This window comes from Ruegeria sp. BE1, from assembly GCF_056538885.1.
Genome location: NZ_JBQFTY010000004.1, coordinates 97,444 through 112,871 on the forward strand (window position 1 = coordinate 97,444; position 15,428 = coordinate 112,871).

At 57.4% G+C, this 15,428-nt stretch carries 17 protein-coding genes; 11 read left to right on the forward strand and 6 right to left on the reverse strand.

Annotation, left to right across the window (positions count from 1 at the left end):
- Nucleotides 1-37: 37 nt before the first annotated feature.
- From ACR0J5_RS13230 to ACR0J5_RS13245, 4 genes are read right to left on the reverse strand one after another with little or no spacing between them, the layout of a single operon-like run.
- The gene (locus ACR0J5_RS13230) at nucleotides 38-232 is read right to left on the reverse strand and encodes an MbtH family protein (RefSeq protein WP_480654079.1); all 195 of its coding nucleotides are present in this window, start codon (nucleotides 230-232) and stop codon (nucleotides 38-40) included.
- Nucleotides 225-476 carry a phosphopantetheine-binding protein gene (locus ACR0J5_RS13235; RefSeq protein WP_480654081.1) on the reverse strand — a complete coding sequence of 84 codons (252 nt, stop codon included), beginning with the start codon at nucleotides 474-476 and terminating at the stop codon, nucleotides 225-227. The genes ACR0J5_RS13230 and ACR0J5_RS13235 overlap by 8 nt, the downstream gene beginning before the upstream one ends.
- A gap of 29 nt (nucleotides 477-505) precedes the next feature.
- Nucleotides 506-1,747 carry an enterobactin transporter EntS gene (entS, locus tag ACR0J5_RS13240; protein WP_480654083.1) on the reverse strand — a complete coding sequence of 414 codons (1,242 nt, stop codon included), beginning with the start codon at nucleotides 1,745-1,747 and terminating at the stop codon, nucleotides 506-508.
- Nucleotides 1,748-1,750: 3 nt separating this feature from the next.
- The gene (locus ACR0J5_RS13245; RefSeq protein WP_480654084.1) at nucleotides 1,751-3,286 is read right to left on the reverse strand and encodes an alpha/beta hydrolase-fold protein; all 1,536 of its coding nucleotides are present in this window, start codon (nucleotides 3,284-3,286) and stop codon (nucleotides 1,751-1,753) included.
- A 253-nt stretch (nucleotides 3,287-3,539) separates the two neighbouring features.
- Between ACR0J5_RS13245 and ACR0J5_RS13250 the strand changes: the two genes are divergently transcribed.
- Nucleotides 3,540-4,280, forward strand: a complete 741-nt coding sequence (locus ACR0J5_RS13250; RefSeq protein ID WP_480654086.1) for a 4'-phosphopantetheinyl transferase family protein — start codon at nucleotides 3,540-3,542, stop codon at nucleotides 4,278-4,280.
- Nucleotides 4,281-4,535: 255 nt separating this feature from the next.
- Here ACR0J5_RS13250 and ACR0J5_RS13255 read toward each other — a convergent pair whose 3' ends face one another.
- Complete coding sequence (locus ACR0J5_RS13255; protein WP_480654088.1) at nucleotides 4,536-5,441, reverse strand: LysR family transcriptional regulator; 906 nt, start codon at nucleotides 5,439-5,441, stop codon at nucleotides 4,536-4,538.
- Between the two features lie 107 nt (nucleotides 5,442-5,548).
- Between ACR0J5_RS13255 and speB the strand changes: the two genes are divergently transcribed.
- The 9 genes from speB to ACR0J5_RS13300 all read left to right on the forward strand — a co-directional run bounded on the left by speB (nucleotide 5,549) and on the right by ACR0J5_RS13300 (nucleotide 14,304).
- Entirely contained in the window at nucleotides 5,549-6,508 is a 960-nt protein-coding gene (speB, locus tag ACR0J5_RS13260; protein WP_480654090.1) for an agmatinase, read from the forward strand.
- Nucleotides 6,509-6,558: 50 nt separating this feature from the next.
- The gene (locus ACR0J5_RS13265) at nucleotides 6,559-7,572 is read left to right on the forward strand and encodes a phosphotransferase (RefSeq protein WP_480654092.1); all 1,014 of its coding nucleotides are present in this window, start codon (nucleotides 6,559-6,561) and stop codon (nucleotides 7,570-7,572) included.
- A gap of 5 nt (nucleotides 7,573-7,577) precedes the next feature.
- Complete coding sequence (locus ACR0J5_RS13270; protein ID WP_480654094.1) at nucleotides 7,578-8,927, forward strand: aspartate aminotransferase family protein; 1,350 nt, start codon at nucleotides 7,578-7,580, stop codon at nucleotides 8,925-8,927.
- Between the two features lie 249 nt (nucleotides 8,928-9,176).
- On the forward strand, nucleotides 9,177-10,205 hold the full coding sequence (locus tag ACR0J5_RS13275; protein WP_480654096.1) for an ABC transporter substrate-binding protein: 1,029 nt from the start codon (nucleotides 9,177-9,179) through the stop codon (nucleotides 10,203-10,205).
- Between the two features lie 76 nt (nucleotides 10,206-10,281).
- Complete coding sequence (locus tag ACR0J5_RS13280) at nucleotides 10,282-11,070, forward strand: ABC transporter permease (RefSeq protein WP_480654098.1); 789 nt, start codon at nucleotides 10,282-10,284, stop codon at nucleotides 11,068-11,070.
- Between the two features lie 3 nt (nucleotides 11,071-11,073).
- Nucleotides 11,074-11,874, forward strand: coding sequence for an ABC transporter ATP-binding protein (locus ACR0J5_RS13285; protein ID WP_480654100.1), 801 nt, complete (start codon nucleotides 11,074-11,076; stop codon nucleotides 11,872-11,874).
- Between the two features lies 1 nt (nucleotide 11,875).
- Nucleotides 11,876-12,649: an SDR family NAD(P)-dependent oxidoreductase gene (locus ACR0J5_RS13290; protein WP_480654102.1), complete on the forward strand. Its 774-nt coding sequence runs from the start codon at nucleotides 11,876-11,878 to the stop codon at nucleotides 12,647-12,649.
- On the forward strand, nucleotides 12,646-13,377 hold the full coding sequence (locus ACR0J5_RS13295) for an SDR family NAD(P)-dependent oxidoreductase (protein WP_480654103.1): 732 nt from the start codon (nucleotides 12,646-12,648) through the stop codon (nucleotides 13,375-13,377). The genes ACR0J5_RS13290 and ACR0J5_RS13295 overlap by 4 nt, the downstream gene beginning before the upstream one ends.
- 12 nt (nucleotides 13,378-13,389) lie before the next feature.
- Nucleotides 13,390-14,304 carry a polysaccharide deacetylase family protein gene (locus ACR0J5_RS13300; RefSeq protein ID WP_480654105.1) on the forward strand — a complete coding sequence of 305 codons (915 nt, stop codon included), beginning with the start codon at nucleotides 13,390-13,392 and terminating at the stop codon, nucleotides 14,302-14,304.
- Nucleotides 14,305-14,596: 292 nt separating this feature from the next.
- Here the strand turns inward: ACR0J5_RS13300 and ACR0J5_RS13305 are convergent, their stop codons facing one another.
- On the reverse strand, nucleotides 14,597-14,785 hold the full coding sequence (locus ACR0J5_RS13305) for a hypothetical protein (protein WP_480654715.1): 189 nt from the start codon (nucleotides 14,783-14,785) through the stop codon (nucleotides 14,597-14,599).
- Between ACR0J5_RS13305 and ACR0J5_RS13310 the strand changes: the two genes are divergently transcribed.
- On the forward strand, nucleotides 14,717-15,247 hold the full coding sequence (locus tag ACR0J5_RS13310; protein ID WP_480654703.1) for a DUF1989 domain-containing protein: 531 nt from the start codon (nucleotides 14,717-14,719) through the stop codon (nucleotides 15,245-15,247). The two genes, ACR0J5_RS13305 and ACR0J5_RS13310, sit on opposite strands and share 69 nt — an antisense overlap.
- Nucleotides 15,248-15,428: the final 181 nt, after the last annotated feature.

The window sequence follows — 15,428 nt, forward strand, 5'->3', positions numbered from 1 at the left end:
GCCCCTCAGGTTGGATCAGGCAAGCAAAGCCCCTGTGTCAGGGGCGCAGGGTTTTCCAGTTGTCTTCGACGTGGCTGAGACACGCCGCGCGCTCGTCGGGTCCATGCACCGCGTCCCAACCGGCGGGGATGTCGCGGAAGTCGGGCCAGATGCTGTATTGACCCTGGGCATTGCGCAGGGCGTAGAATTGATACCGGGTATCGTCGAACGGGTTGGGCTGGACGTTATCCATGGGTCACCTCACCCGACGCAGGGGCCAGTTGGTCGGCCAGCAGGGTGAGTATCCCGCCCATGGTGGGGTTGCGGGCCAGCGCATTGAAATCCGCCTTGATCCCATGCGCCTCCCACCGGGTGACAAGTGTCATGAAATTGATCGAGTTCAGTCCGTAATCCAAAAGGAGTTCGTGGTCGTCAGGAACATCGTCCAGAAAGCTCTGGATGTCGTTGCGGATGGTTTCAGCGGTCAGAGGGGACATGATGTCGTGGTCCTTTGTTCAGGGAAAGGTCAGGCCAGGTCCGGGTCCAGCGGTTTTGCCTGTCGGCGTAGGGCAAGCGCGCACAGGCTCAGCACCAGCAGAATGCCAAGGCTTGAGAGGCCCAGAACCAGAACGGCATGCAGCGGCATGATCATGCTGGCCAGCAGGCCCAGCACCAGCGCGCCGAGGATGTCACCCATCGCGTCCTGCGCCAGCCACAGGCTGTTGACGCGGCCCAGATAGGCGTCGGGGGTCTGACGCTGCACGATGCCATATTGCAGCAGTGCGGCTGTGGACATCAGGTATCCAAACACCACCAGCAAACCCATCACCATCCAGATTACGGGGGCCAGGCCCATGGCCGCAAAGACCGCCAGGGCCCCGATGCTCAGCCAGATCATCAGGGCGAAAGGCCGCTTCCTGTCATGCACCCAGCCACTGAAGACGGCGGCAAGGGTGGCCCCGACCGGCCCCATGGCAAACAACACGCCTGTCATGCCGTTGCCTGCACCGAAAACCTCGGTCGTGAGGGCTGGGAACAAGACCTTGATGCCGGTGCAGGCGGTCAGCAACATGCCCAGCAGAAACACCACCAGCACTTGTTTGCGCGACAGCAAAAAGCGGAGCGCATCGCCCAGCATCACAAAGGGATTGCGGGTTTCCACCGGCTCGACCGGCAGCGGCTTGAGCCCGCGCAGAACTGTGACCGTGGCAATCGTGGCCGCTGTGGCAATGCCGTAGGCCCACGCGACCGGAGCCACCGCCAGCAGCAAACCGGCCAAAGCGGGGCTGGTGATATTGATGACGCGGGTCACGAGCATTCCAAGCGCCCCCGCTTCGACAATGCGTTCGCGCCCGACCACTTTCGGGGCGGCGGCCATCAGGGCGGCCACGCCAATGGCTCCGAAAAACCCGTCGACAAAGGCCAGACCCACCAGCGCCAGTACCGATGGGTTCGCCAGCAAAGCATTGAGTGTCAGGGCCGCAAAGCCCACCCCGCAGACACTGCGCGCCATCAGGATCAGCTTGCGTTGGTCACGGGTATCGGCCAGCAAGCCGCCGATCAGCAGACCCAGAAACAAGCCCGCGGCATCGCTTGCCCCGACAAGCGCAACCCAAAGGGTCGAGGCGGTCAGGTGATAAACCTGTATCGGCACCGCCACGACCAGAAAACCCAGCCCCATCAGCGAGAGCGCACGTGCAGCCAGCAGTCTGCTGTATTGTTCATTCTCGCGCAGCAAGGAAAGGCGGATAAAGGGTGATGAGGCCATGGCTCAGCTCTGCCCCCGCGAATTGGAATTGAGGTGATGGTTGGGATCATGTCCAAACAAGGTTGCAAGTGCGTCGATCAGGGCCGGGCCCCAAATCGCATAATCATGGCCTCCGCTATATGTCCGCATCTCGGCTGCGACGCCTTGGGCCCGAAGGTGGTTGGCGAACATTTGGGTGCTTTCCAGAATGCCTGTGTCGCCTTCATGCCGGGCGCATTCGTAGCTCCCCGCCGTCAAAACCGCACGCAGCCCAGTCCGCCCCGGCAGCGACGCCAAATAGGGGGCAGCAGAGGTCCAGCCCGAAGGGGCCCACCAAAACGAACCTGAAAGTGAGATGAAATTCCCAACCGCCTGAGGTTGCGTCAGCGCTGTATAGGCCGCAGCCAGACCCCCAAAGCTGGAGCCGCTGACAACCACCTGTTGCGCCGCGAAATCCTGCCCCAGCTTTTCGCAGGCAAAGGGCAGGATGCGGTTGATCAAAAACCGGGTGAACCGATCACTGCAGGTCAGGTTCTCGGACCGCAGGGCAGGGGACACGGAATCCACGAACACCGTCGCGACCTGTGGCACGGTCTGATCGGCGGCTGCGGCCTCTAACCGCGAAGGTAGATCCAGATCATTCAGATAGACTGCCCCATCGAACAAAATCTGTAGAACATTGCCTGGCGCACCCGGAACGAACCCGGTCGGTCGGTGAATCCAAATTCTGCGCCCTGATGCCAGTTCCGAGTCCTTGATGCGATGCTCAGTCACGTCTCGCGTAACCGGCCCCAGCAATTGTTTCAGCGGTTTCGATTGTGAGGTCAGGTCAAACAGGCTCCACTGTGCAAAGGGGTCGCTGACCGATCTATGAAACGGCGTTTTGTTAAAAGGGTCCACCTGCGCCACCGCAAGCAGCGCCATGCGATTTTCCCGGGGCGAGGCATTGATATACGGCACGTCCGGCGCGATGCGGTAGGACAGGCGCAGGTCATTCGGGACGCGGAACGAGGCAAACCAGATATCGCTATCGGCCAAACGCTGCATCCAGACATGATCGGGGGCCGGTCCGCCAATCAATCGCGCGTTGCATTTGGCCCCACGCCACAGAAAGGTGACCAGCCGGTGATCCTGCGATCCATTCAGGTCGGGTTCAATCATAGGGCTGCCGTCACGTGCCACTTGCTGCCAAAACGCAGCCATGGTGAGCTGACCCTGCGCAACCTGCATCAGTCTGGGGCTGATCGGCGCGTCGCAAATCTCGCCTGTCGGTTCAGTACTCTGCTCGGACGGTGCGATCTGTTTTGTGATGCAAAGCTGCGCCTGCGCATCTTCGCTCTTGCGCAGTTCAAGAACCGCAGCCGAACCGCGTGTCACAAAGCGAAAACTGTGCAGATCCTGTACGCCCCGCAACAGCATCCGATCGTCAAACCCAGCTTCCCGCAGAATCAGATCGGCCGTACCTGCCGCGCAATTGAGCCAGCCTTCCACATATGTCCCGGGGGTCGAGGACAGCTGCTCATCCAGACCGGAGGCAGTAACTGAGGCTGTGGCGGGCATGTAATTCTCCAACACTCACCCATGAGTGGTGAGTTAAAAAACACGTTGGCTGAAGGAGGGGGTGCCCATCTTTGGCTGTTGCGGCCCTAAATGCCCGCACACCTTAAATGCGTCCATAGCCGGGCCGTTTGTGAACGCGACATAATTGTTTGCCGGGTGTACATCCCTATTTTCGATGAAGCGTGAAAGGCAATATGGATTCCCTTAACGGTGCAATGTGTGTCCGCTGCACAGACAAGGGATGATCTTCCAAATGCAATTTAAGCGTGCTCAGCCCTGGTTTGATGCAACGGGGTTCATTCCTAATTTGGAGGTTTTGAATACTGGAAAAGACCACACCGCGTTTGTTCTAGGTCGCTTTAGTCTTGATCGATTCCGGTCAGGGTTGTTCGAACATTTTCAACTTGAATGTCCAGCCCGATTGACAACCGCAATCCCCAAGCGCAAGGCAGAGTTTCTCGCTGGTCGTTTGGCCGTTAGATACGGCTTTCAGCAACTGTGTTTGCCAGATCTTCCGGTTCCGCAAAGAGAAGATCGGGCACCGGCCTGGCCAGACGGGTTAATTGGGTCGATCAGTCACTCAGGACACTTTTGTGCTGCGCTAATATCCTTGTCAGATCAGGGGTTGGCTGGTGTGGACATCGAAGAAATAGCACACAGTGAAGCCGCTGAAGCGATCAGAACCACTGCTCTGACCCAAACTGAGCAGAACTTGTGTGAAAAGGCGATTGGGCTCAGCGCAAATGAGAGTGCTACCCTGATTTTTTCGGCAAAGGAAAGCTTATTCAAAGCGCTCTATATTCACGTAGGTTACATATTTGGGTTTGAGTGCGCTGAAGTCGTGTACTGCCCGTCCAAAACTTGTTTGCAATTGTGTCTAACACAAGACCTAACCAGTAGGTTCCAGGCAGGAGCACGTTTCGATGTGAGTTATCAGTTCTTCCAAGGCCATGTATTGACATGGCTGCATCAGATCGAGATAGGCTCAGCCTGATCAAACAGGCTCATCGGTTCATCAAACAGCTAGAGAATTGTTTACAGCGGATCATGTTAACTACCTCTATTCCTGATCCACGTTTAGCTTTCGGACACTGACGTAAGCTACGATTTGTTGTCTGCTGATCTTCCACGAAGAGGAGATCAGTTATGTCGAAACGGAAAGGCCACTCGCTTGGACAGATAGGTTGCGCCGAGCTGGCGGCTCAAATCCTGATGAACACCATCGGCCGGGTGCTGCACCACAGGTGAGTCAGGGCTTTTGTTGAAAGCTCTGCTCGATGATCGTTTCCAGCATGCGCTGCGCGCGGGATAGGCGCATGCCGACGGGAAAGGCGGCCTCGAAATTTGCGGCATAGGAAAACTGATCGAGGCAGACTGCCTTCATGCGTCCGGCAGACAGGTAGGGCCGGGCGCATTGGGCGGGCAAATGGCCCAGAAACCGCCCGGACAGGATGGCGGCAGCAATGCCGTCCATATTGCCGCTGTGAATATGCTCGTAAGCCGGCTTCAAACCGCCGGGGCGCAAAGACCCTCCATAATAAGAGCGTGACGCGTAGTCATAGGCTTCGATGTCATCGGGTTCCGGGTCTGCGACATCAAACAGTGGGTGACCGACGCCGCAATAGAGGGCTTGTTGCTCTTTGAACAATGACAGATACCGCAAGCCAGGCGCATGGTTGGGGAAAGTATGGATACCCATATGCAGCTTCTGTTCAAGAATTCTGCGCTCGATCTCAAGCGGTTCCATGACGCGAAGATGCAGTTTCACTTTCGGCATCGCGTCCCGCAGATCGGACAGGATGCGGTCAAATGGAAAATCCTCGTTTCCCAGCAACGCATCGGCGGTGGCGATTTCCAACTCACCTGTGATCTCTCCGCGCACGTTGTTGATGCGCGAGACAAAATCCTGACAGTCGCGCAGGAGGTCGGTCGCCATCTGGTAGACCTCATGCCCCTCTTCGGTCAGCGCAAACCCGGCCCGCCCCCGGCGGCAGAGCCGCATCCCAAGCCGGGTTTCAAGGTCGTTCATCTGTGTGCTGATCGTCGATTGGCTGACATTCAGCGCGATCTGCGCGCGCGAAAAGCCACCGGCCTCGGCCACGGCAACAAAGACACGCAACAAATGAAGATCAGGCGTGGAAATCGACGTCAGCATCCTGTTTCCTACGATAATTATAGATGTAATCATCATTTATCATGGGTTGCCCGGCGGTAATCAAGCGTGATTTCTGGGGCGCAGATGCTGAATGAGGTTTGCCTGCTGTGACAGAATATACTCCGCCGTCTTCACCCGACATGTTCGCCCCGCGTTACAGCGGATTGGCCACGTTTATGCGTGCGCCCGTCGCCCAGTCCTTGGCGGATGTGGATATCGGGTTGTTGGGTATCCCCTATGATGGCGCGTTGACCAACCGCTCCGGCGCGCGCCACGGACCACGCGAGGTGCGCAACCAGTCCAGCCTGATGCGCGCCATCAATCACGCCACGCGGGTGAATCCCTATGAGCTGTGTCGCATCGCAGATGTGGGCGATGTACCGTTCCATTCCGTCTTTGACATAGAAGCGACCCACAAGGACATAGCGGACTTCATCGCTTTGATGGTCGCCAACGATGTAGTGCCGTTGTCCTGCGGCGGCGACCATTCGGTAACGCTGCCGATATTGAGGGCCGTCGCGCCTGAGCCGGTGGCGCTGATCCACATAGATGCGCATACGGACACATGGGACAGTTTTCAGGGGTCAAAATTCAACCACGGTGCCCCCTTCCGGCGAGCCCATGAAGAGGGTCTGATTGATCCGAAGAAGACGGTCCAGATCGGCATTCGCGGTGCGCAGAACGTTTCCGAGGGGTGGGACTATTCCGAACAGGCTGGCATGCGGGTCATGTTCATCGAAGAGGTGCAGGAGCGTGGTATTGTGGCCATCGTGGACGAGGCGCGGGCGATTGTTGGCGACGGTCCGGTTTACCTGAGTTTCGATATCGACAGCATTGATCCGGCCTTTGCCCCAGGGACTGGAACGCCCGAGGTTGCCGGTTTTACCACTGGCGATGCAATGGCGTTGATCCGCGGGTTTCGCGGGCTGAACTATGTCGGCGCGGACGTGGTTGAAGTTTCGCCGCCTTTCGATGTCGGTGGACTGACGGCACTGGCGGGGGCAACGGTGATGTTTGAGCTGCTTTGCGTGCTGGCTGAAGCGCGGCACTCGGTGACGCCGCGATGATGCAAAGCAGCGCAACCTTAGCTGACCAAGGCGGGCTCAGCGGGGCATATGTGCCCGTCTCTCAAGATCATGCCAACGCGATCCTGCGAGAGTATTATGATTTTCAAGGCACGCTGCGTCGGTTCGAGACCGAAAAGGACGACACGTTCCGTGTGTCCTGCCCGGATGGACGCATGTTTGTTCTAAAAATCGCCAACCCCTCCGAACCACTGGAAGAGATTGATTTTCAGACCTGCATGATGCGCCACGCAAGCCGGCGCGATCCTACGCTTGCGATCCCGGACACCATCCAGACGGTTGCGGGGCAAGACTACGCCTTTGTTACCGATGAAGGGGGGCACAAGCGGGTCGTACGCGTGCTCAGCTACCTCAAAGGGGTACCGCTGGATTCAACGGAGTCCAATCCGCGGCAGAGGGTCGAGATCGGCAAGGTTCTGGGCCGTTTGCGGTTGGCCACTGACGGTTTCGATCATCCCGGTGCTGCGCGGCAATATGCATGGGATGTGCAGCATCTGCTGACGTTAGAGCATCTGTTGGCCCATGTGGACGATCCCTCGCAACGCGAAGCGCTGGTACACGGGCTTGCGCGGTTCCGGGGTATCGAACCGCAGCTGCGTCAGTGTCGGCAGCAGGTGCTGCACAATGATTTTAGCAAGTCAAACATTGTGGTCGATCACAACCGGCCCGAATTCGTAACCGGGATCATCGACTTTGGCGATTCCGTCAAAACCGCGATTGCGGTGGATGTGGCGACGGCGCTGCTCAATCAACTGCCGCAAGGGCCCTATGAGGATCTGTTCTATCGCGGACGGGATGTTCTGAGCGGGTATTTGCAGGTTACGGAGCTGACCGAGGATGAACTGGCCCTGATCCCACATCTGGTGATGGGGCGGATCGTCGTGCGTGCGCTTTTGACCTTGTGGCGAACCAAGATGTTTCCCGAAAACACGCGCTATATCATGCGCAATACCTATCAGGGGTGGCATCAGCTGGACTGGTTTCTGGCGCGCAGCCCGGATCAGGTCTCGGACCTGTTGATGTCTTTTGCCGATCAGAAAGGGTGATCGAAGTGACCACTGCCGAAAAACAGACCAAACGCGGTAAGATGGTGAACGGGTTTGACCCGGCCAATACCGAAAACCTTGACCCACGCGCGCGCAACTTTGTGGAACGCCGCGCCCGGCTGCTGGGCCCGGCCTACCGCTTGTTCTATTCCAATCCGGTCGAATTCAGCCGCGCCAAGGGCGTTTTCATGTATGACGCGGACGGCAATGAATATCTGGACGCCTATAACAACGTGGTCTCGGTCGGCCACTGCCACCCGCATGTGAATGCAGCCATCACGCAGCAGATGGAGGTGATGTGCACTCATACCCGCTATATGCAGGATGGAATTCTGGAGTTCGCGGAAACGCTGCTGGACACGTTCGAGCCTGAGATCGGCCATGTCATGTTCACCTGCACGGGGTCCGAGGCCAATGATCTGGCGCTGCGTATGGCCAAGCATCACACCGGCAATCAGGGGATCATTGTCACGTCCGAGGCGTATCATGGCAACTCGGAACTGACTGCTGGTTTCTCGCCCTCGATGGGTGAAAACTCACCGCTGGGAACCTGGGTGCGCAGGGTGCCTGCGCCTGATACCTACCGGGTCGAGACGCAAAACATGGGGGAATGGCTGGCCGCGCGCGTATCCGAGCAGATACATGATCTACACAGACGCGGGCAGGGGTTGGCGGCCTTTGTGGCGGATTCGCTGTTCACCTCGGACGGCATCTTCCCGCAAGAGCCGGGGATGCTGAAACCAGTTCTGGACGTGGTTCGCAATGCGGGCGGTGTTTTTGTGGCGGACGAGGTGCAATGCGGGTTTGCACGCACCGGCAGTCACATGTGGGGCTACCAGCGACATGGCGTAGTGCCCGACATCGTGTCGCTGGGCAAACCGATGGGCAACGGATACCCCGTTGCCGGGATCGCCATGCGCCCTGAGGTGGCCGAGCGGTTTGGCCATGACATGCGCTATTTCAATACGTTCGGCGGCAACACGGTGGCGATGGCAGCCGCCAAAGCAACGCTTGAGGTCATTCAGGATGAAAACCTTCAGGACAATTGCGAACGGGTGGGCCGGATCATGATGGACGGGCTGCGCGACATTGCAGCACGTCACGACGGGATCGGCGATGTGCGCGGAACCGGTTTGTACATGGGTGTCGAAATCGTTCAGGACCAAACCACCAAGACCCCCGACAGTCGCCGGGCACTTGCGCTTGTAAACGAACTGCGCGAACGACGGATTTTAATCTCGGCCACGTCCTTCAACGCCAATGTCCTGAAGATTCGGCCGCACCTGACATTCAGTGCTGAGAATGCCGATAGATTCCTGACCGGATTTGAGGCCGCTTTGAACGCAGTCGCGTGATGCAAGCCTTGGCCATTTCTACCGGAGCGGGCATTCCCCCGCTCCCTTTTTGTGTTCTGCGCAAGAAACGCGCGCTGTTTCCAAATCCATGATGAAATTGCGAGCAAAGTTAATGCGAGCAGGCATTACTTCTAGAAAAATAGATGTAAAGTAAACGATTCCCGTATTTTTCATCACTTTTTGCCTGTGTCTCATACCGACATCAACTGGCCGTCAGAGCCATCTGTGACCCAACAAGGAGACCAAGACATGCAAGACCATTCGATCTTCAGGACAGCCAGAAAGGCCCTTTTGGCTCCGGTGGCTGTTGCGATGGCGACAAACATGGCCGCAGGGGCGGCCCAGTCCGAGGATAGCATCAACTGCATCTTCCCCTTCTGGTTCGGCTTTGCGCCCGTCTTCGTCGCACAGGAGGAAGGGTATTTCGAAAGTGAAGGGCTTGAGGTGACGACGGCCTTTGACAATGACCGTGCAAACGTTCTGCCAGCGATGGCGAATGGGTCGATTGATTGCACGATGCGCACCATCGGCGAAAGCATGTCACGCCCGCGTCAGCCGGATACGACGGGAACCGTGATCGGAACTATCGATATCTCGATCGGGGCGGATGGGGTTGTTGCCTCGGAAGATATTAAATCGGTCGAGGATCTGATCGGCAAAACCATGGCTGGTGAAATCAACCACCCCGGCACCACGTTGATCCAGCACGCGCTGTCACAGGTCGGCAAAAGCATCAAGGACGTGGATATCCAGTTGATCGCCACCGATGACTCGGCAGCGGTGTTCGAGGATCCCAACGTATCGGCGGTCGCGACCTGGGAACCGATGATGAGTTCCATCGTCAAAAACACCTCGCGCGATGGGGCGCATCTGTTGCTGACATCGGCTGATTATGAGGGGCTGATCACCGACGTGATCATCGTCCGGACCGAGGATTTGCAGGAAAACCCCGAGAAATATGCCAAGTTCCTGCGGGGCATCTATCGGGCGATTGACCTCTACAACACCGACCCGGACAAGTTCATAGCGATCTCTGCCCCGGCCTTTGACGTACCGGCCGCCGAGATGAAGGAGTCGCTGGCCGGTGTGAAATACACCTCTTACGAGGAAAGCGTTGACTATCTGCCCTCGGCCGCCGGGGATGGTCAGTTGAAAGAGGTGTTCGACTCTTTCAACGAAATCAACGTGGTGCTTGATCTGCAGGATGCTCCGCTTGAGTATCAGCCCTTTGTTGATGGCTCAGTTCTGGACGGGCTGTTTGACGGCCAAACGCGTTAAGAAACCTGTGTTCCCCGGCGCGGAGGCGGGCCGGGGAGCGCGACAACTCTGATTTCACAGCCAGAAAGACTGACGCGTGTTCAAGTCCCTGTTCGCTTTTCGCAAACCCCTCAATCGCCGCACTGATCTGACCTTGGGCATCGTGGGGTTTATCCTCTTTCTGGCCGCGTGGGAGGTCACGGCAAGATCTGGTGCAATCCGGCCTGAATTCCTGCCGTCACCCATCGATGTGGTAAAGGCCTTTATCGGCCTTTTTGTCGAACGCAACTTTGCCTCGGACATTGTCATCAGCGTGGGGCGTGTCTGGTTTGCCTTTTTGCTGTCCATGATTGTCGCGATCCCGCTGGGCCTGTTGATGAGTACATACAGGTTCGCCGGGGCGATCCTTGAACCGTTCGTGGATTTCGTCCGCTATCTGCCGGTTCCCGCATTGGTGCCACTACTGGTGATCTGGTTCGGCGTGGGCGAGACATCAAAGATCGCGGTCTTGTGGATGGGCACGTTCTTTCAACTGATCCTGATGATCTCGGACGACACCAAGCGCGTACCGGTCGAGTTCATCGAATCCGGCCAGACACTTGGGGCCAGCAATGGCCAGATCATGCGTCACATCATCATTCCGGCAGCATTGCCCAATATGGTCGACAGCCTGCGTATCACGATGGGATGGTGCTGGACCTATCTGATCGTGGCCGAGATCGTGGCGGCGAATTCCGGGATTGGTCATGTGATCTGGTCCCTGAGACGGTTCGTTAAAACCCCCGAGGTTATGGCAGGTATTATCACAATTGGGATCATTGGCCTGCTGACCGATCAGGCGTTTCGCTACGCGCATGCGCGGCTGTTCTCATATCTGCGCAGGTAAACCATGGATAATTTCATTGATATCAAAGATGTGGCCAAGACCTATTGGTCCGATGACGGCAGTACAGAAACCAAGGTGGTTCTGCCGCTTTCCATGACGATTGCTGAGGGCGAGATGGTCATGTTCCTGGGCCCATCGGGCTGCGGGAAGACCACGCTGATGCGGATCGTCGGCGGGCTGGAGACCCCGGATCAGGGTACCATTCACCTGCATGGGGACCTGCTGACCAGGCCGGACCGCAGGCGGGGCATGGTATTTCAGTCCTATTCTTCGTACCCGTGGCTGACGGTGCGCGACAACATCAAATTCGGCACCAGATATCGCAAGGATATCGGAGCAAAGGAAAAGGAAGAGGTCACCGATCACTACCTGAATATGGTTGGGCTGACACGTTACGCGGGTTTCTATACCAACCGTATTTCGGGCGGGATGCGCCAGCGTGTTGCCATTGCACGCACGCTGGCTTCTTCACCGGATGTGTTGTTGATGGATGAACCCTTTGGCGCGCTGGATGCGCAAACGCGGGAATATCTGCAGTTCCAGCTGATGGACATCAACAAGGCCGAGAAAAAAACCACCATCTTCGTGACCCATGACGTGGAAGAGGCGATCCTGCTGGCCAACCGGATCGTGATCTTTTCGTCTCGTCCTGCGCGGGTGGTGCGCGAAATCAAAGTCGATGAGATTCTGCCCATCGAAGACCGCCGCAACGGCACGGCGGACATGGACCGGTTTTTCAAGTTGCGGGCCAATATACTGGAAATCATCCGGGCCGAATACGCGCATACACTAGAGGAAACATAAGATGGTGGCAGAATTGTCCGGCAAGCATGTGGTTGTCACCGGCGCCAACCGAGGCATCGGTTTGGGGCTTGCACAGGGGTTTCTCGCGGCGGGGGCCGACGTGACCATTGTCGCGCTTGAGGAAGACGTGGTGCAGGTGGCGCAGGGATTATCCAAGGATCACGGGCGGGCCGTCGGGCACATCAAATGTGACATCTCTGACCTGCAGCAGGTCAAAGCTCTCTGCGCGTCTCTGGACCGGGTCGATGTGCTGATCAACAATGCAGGTTTTGAGTATATCACTCCGATCGACGACCCGGCGGATCACGTGGATGAGGTGTTTCGACAGATCATCGAAACCAATGTCATCGGTACATTTTCCGTCACGCGTCACCTGCTGGACAAAATCCCGGATGGTGGGCGGATCGTGAACACAGCCTCGATGTGGGGCAAAACGGCGGTGGCCGAATTCAGTGCCTATTGCGCCTCGAAACACGCGGTAATCGGGTTGACCCGGTCCTTGGCGCAAGAGCTTGCGCCGCGCGGCATTTCTGTCAACGCGGTGTGCCCCGGCTGGGTACGCACCGTTGCCTCGATGCGCTCGCTCTCTTTCATGGCAGCGCGGCAAGACCGGACGGAAGCCGACCTGCTGGACGAAATCGTGTCGGCACAGGCGCTTGGCGGGCTGATGGAACCGTCCGATATGGTAGCAATGTACGTGTTTCTGGCCGGGCCCGCGGCTGCCAATATCACCGGCCAATCCTTTACCGTGGATCGTGGAGAGCTGATGCAATGACGCAGGATTTGTCCGGAAAGGTCGCGCTGGTCACCGGCGCGGCACAGGGGATCGGCGCGGCGGTCGCACACGCTTTGGCGCAGGCAGGCGCCATCATCGTTGCAGCCGATCTACAGGATGTTTCGGAAACTATCTCGGGTCTGTCCGGCGCGCGCGGGGTTCTTTGCGACGTATCCGATGCAGACAGTGTGGATGCGCTGTTCCGGTCAGTAGCTGAGAACGAGGGGCGGCTGGACTTTGCAATCAACGCAGCAGGCGTACTGTTCGAAGCGAAACTTGTCGATATGGACGCGTCGGCGTTCGATCGGATGATCTCAATCAATCTGCGCGGATCTTTTCTGATCGCTCAGGGTGCCGCGCGGATCATGACCAAGGCTCGGTCCGGGCGGATCATCCTGATCGCCTCTGAACTCGCCTACCTAGGGCGCGCGGATTACTCGGCCTATTGCGCGTCCAAGGCGGGCGTGGTGGGGCTGACCCGGTCTCTGGCGCGTGAACTTGCGCCTGCGATTACGGTTAATGCGGTCGCACCGGGGCCGGTGAATACACCCATGCTAGATGTCGAAAACATGTCGCCTGAATGGATCGAAAAGGAATTTGACGTTCCCTTGGGCCGGATCGCCCAACCGTCCGAGATCGGCGGGCTGGTGCATTTCCTGTGCGGACCGCACGCCGGGTACTTCACGGGACAAACGCTCAGCCCCAATGGCGGCGCGGTAATGATTTAAGGAGCTTTTGCTATGCAGCTTGCAAGACCCGTTCCCTGGCCCAATGGTGCCAAAGTGGCCTGCGCCATAACGCTGGATATGGATGCTGACAGCTTGATCCATATCCATCACGGCGAAGGAGCACAGAATAAATTGTCGGCCACGTCGATGCTGCGATACGGGCCTGAGGTCGCAGTGCCACGCATTCTGGAGACCTTTCGAAAGTTCGACCTGAAGCAGAGCTTTTTCATCCCCGCCTGGTGCATCGAAAACCATGCCAAAACGGTCGAGGCTATTGTCGCGGACGGGCATGAGGTGGGCTATCACGGCTATATCCACGAGGCCCCCAACAGCCTGTCAGAGACGCAAGAACATGATTGGATGTGCCGCTCGATCGAGATCATTGAAAAGCACACCGGAAAACGACCCCGAGGCAATCGTTCGCCGCTCTATCATATGTCCGCCAAGACACCCGGGTTTCTTGCGCAGGAAGGGTTCCTGTACGACTCGTCCCTGATGGGGGACGAGGTGCCGTATATTCTGCAAACAGGGCAGGGGGATCTGGTAGAGCTACCGGTTAGCTGGGCCACGGATGACTGGCCACCCTATGTCCATGCACCAGACCTTGGATACATGTTCGCGCCCCAATCGCCGGATCGGGCCATGGAGATTTTCATGGCCGAATTCGAAGCGCTCCGCTACTCCCCGGGAGGGCTTTGGATAGCGGTCTGGCACCCCTTTGTCAGCGGGCGGTTGTCGCGCTGGCAAAGGGTAGAAAAAATGATCGAATACATGATGGGAACGGGCGATGTCTGGTTCGCTACGCTGGAGGAGATTGCCAACCACATCAATGCGGTAACAGCGTCCGGAGCCTATGACCCGCGCTACGACAGCCTGCCCTACACCGATGGAATGCAGGTGCCAGCCGATTTGATCGGCAAAGTATGAGTCCGAGCGGTATCAAGAAATGTGTTTAGTTCCCTAAATCAATGGGATTGGTTGGTCTGGAAGAGGTTGATTTGGGAAGGGGGCGAGATAACTATTTTTTTCTGAACCTTGAAAAGTTGAGGCTGGACAGAAGTGAGTTTTTCGTAGCGGTCAACGGCCACAGATGAGAGAAATTGCAATGCCAAACAGTCTCTGCGTTGCCCTATTTTCCGCAGCAGAATGCGGTTGGTCGGATTGATCTTTCGAAATGGAGAGTGACGTGAGCAGCACCGATGTTTCGGTCCCGGACGGGTCAAACCAGAGCCTTGATATCGCAATCTCGGCTGACGGGACTGCGGAAGTAGGGCTCACCTACAAGATACCTGCCCGATGCGGCATCGCGGTCAGGCTTGCGCGGGGGCAGGTTCTCAACATCGTAAATCCAAGCGGTCATCAGGTCTGTGATTTCTTCGCCTTTGTTGCCGGAAACCTGAACGAACATCTGTCGATGCCCCATCTTCATACGTCGATTGCGTCAATCTTCCCGAAGGTTGGAGACATTTTAGTCAGTAATCAGCGGAGGCCATTGTTGACGATCATTACGGACACTTCGCCGGGGGTGCATGATACAGTTATCGCATGTTGCGACCACGCGAGGTACCGCGAATTGGAATGTGAAGGCTATCACGACAATTGCGCAGACAACCTGCGCATGGCGCTGATCGCCATCGGGCTGAAGGCGCCGTTCATCCCAGCCCCGTTCAACATCTGGATGAATGTGCCGCTCAAGACGGATGGATCAACCAGCTTTGAACCTCCTGTCGCGCGCGCGGGTGATTGGATTTCGCTGCGGGCCGAAGCCGACCTTATCGCGGTGATGTCGGCCTGTCCCCAAGACATGACGCCCGTGAACGGCGAAGGGGTCGCACCGGACATACTGGAATTCAGCGTATCGGCGGGCTGAGCCTTCAGCGTGGTACAGTGTCTTATACGAATTACTCACGCAAATGATGACGTTGGTCAAACGCGACGCAATTCGATTTTCAATCAACGACAACGATAGCGGACCAAACTGCGCGGGTTGGGTTTGACCGCTCCACACAGTCTCCACACTTCCTCCTCCTTGTATTCGACAAACCCGGTCA

What these genes read in the sequence shown, in the direction of transcription:
- ACR0J5_RS13230 (WP_480654079.1), bottom strand. Translation starts at nt 232, where the DNA reads ATGGATAACGTCCAGCCCAACCCGTTCGACGATACCCGGTATCAATTC.
- ACR0J5_RS13235 (WP_480654081.1), bottom strand. Translation starts at nt 476, where the DNA reads ATGTCCCCTCTGACCGCTGAAACCATCCGCAACGACATCCAGAGCTTT.
- entS (WP_480654083.1), bottom strand. Translation starts at nt 1,747, where the DNA reads ATGGCCTCATCACCCTTTATCCGCCTTTCCTTGCTGCGCGAGAATGAA.
- ACR0J5_RS13245 (WP_480654084.1), bottom strand. Translation starts at nt 3,286, where the DNA reads ATGCCCGCCACAGCCTCAGTTACTGCCTCCGGTCTGGATGAGCAGCTG.
- ACR0J5_RS13250 (WP_480654086.1), top strand. Translation starts at nt 3,540, where the DNA reads ATGCAATTTAAGCGTGCTCAGCCCTGGTTTGATGCAACGGGGTTCATT.
- ACR0J5_RS13255 (WP_480654088.1), bottom strand. Translation starts at nt 5,441, where the DNA reads ATGCTGACGTCGATTTCCACGCCTGATCTTCATTTGTTGCGTGTCTTT.
- ACR0J5_RS13275 (WP_480654096.1), top strand. Translation starts at nt 9,177, where the DNA reads ATGCAAGACCATTCGATCTTCAGGACAGCCAGAAAGGCCCTTTTGGCT.
- ACR0J5_RS13285 (WP_480654100.1), top strand. Translation starts at nt 11,074, where the DNA reads ATGGATAATTTCATTGATATCAAAGATGTGGCCAAGACCTATTGGTCC.
- ACR0J5_RS13290 (WP_480654102.1), top strand. Translation starts at nt 11,876, where the DNA reads ATGGTGGCAGAATTGTCCGGCAAGCATGTGGTTGTCACCGGCGCCAAC.
- ACR0J5_RS13295 (WP_480654103.1), top strand. Translation starts at nt 12,646, where the DNA reads ATGACGCAGGATTTGTCCGGAAAGGTCGCGCTGGTCACCGGCGCGGCA.
- ACR0J5_RS13300 (WP_480654105.1), top strand. Translation starts at nt 13,390, where the DNA reads ATGCAGCTTGCAAGACCCGTTCCCTGGCCCAATGGTGCCAAAGTGGCC.
- ACR0J5_RS13305 (WP_480654715.1), bottom strand. Translation starts at nt 14,785, where the DNA reads ATGTTCGTTCAGGTTTCCGGCAACAAAGGCGAAGAAATCACAGACCTG.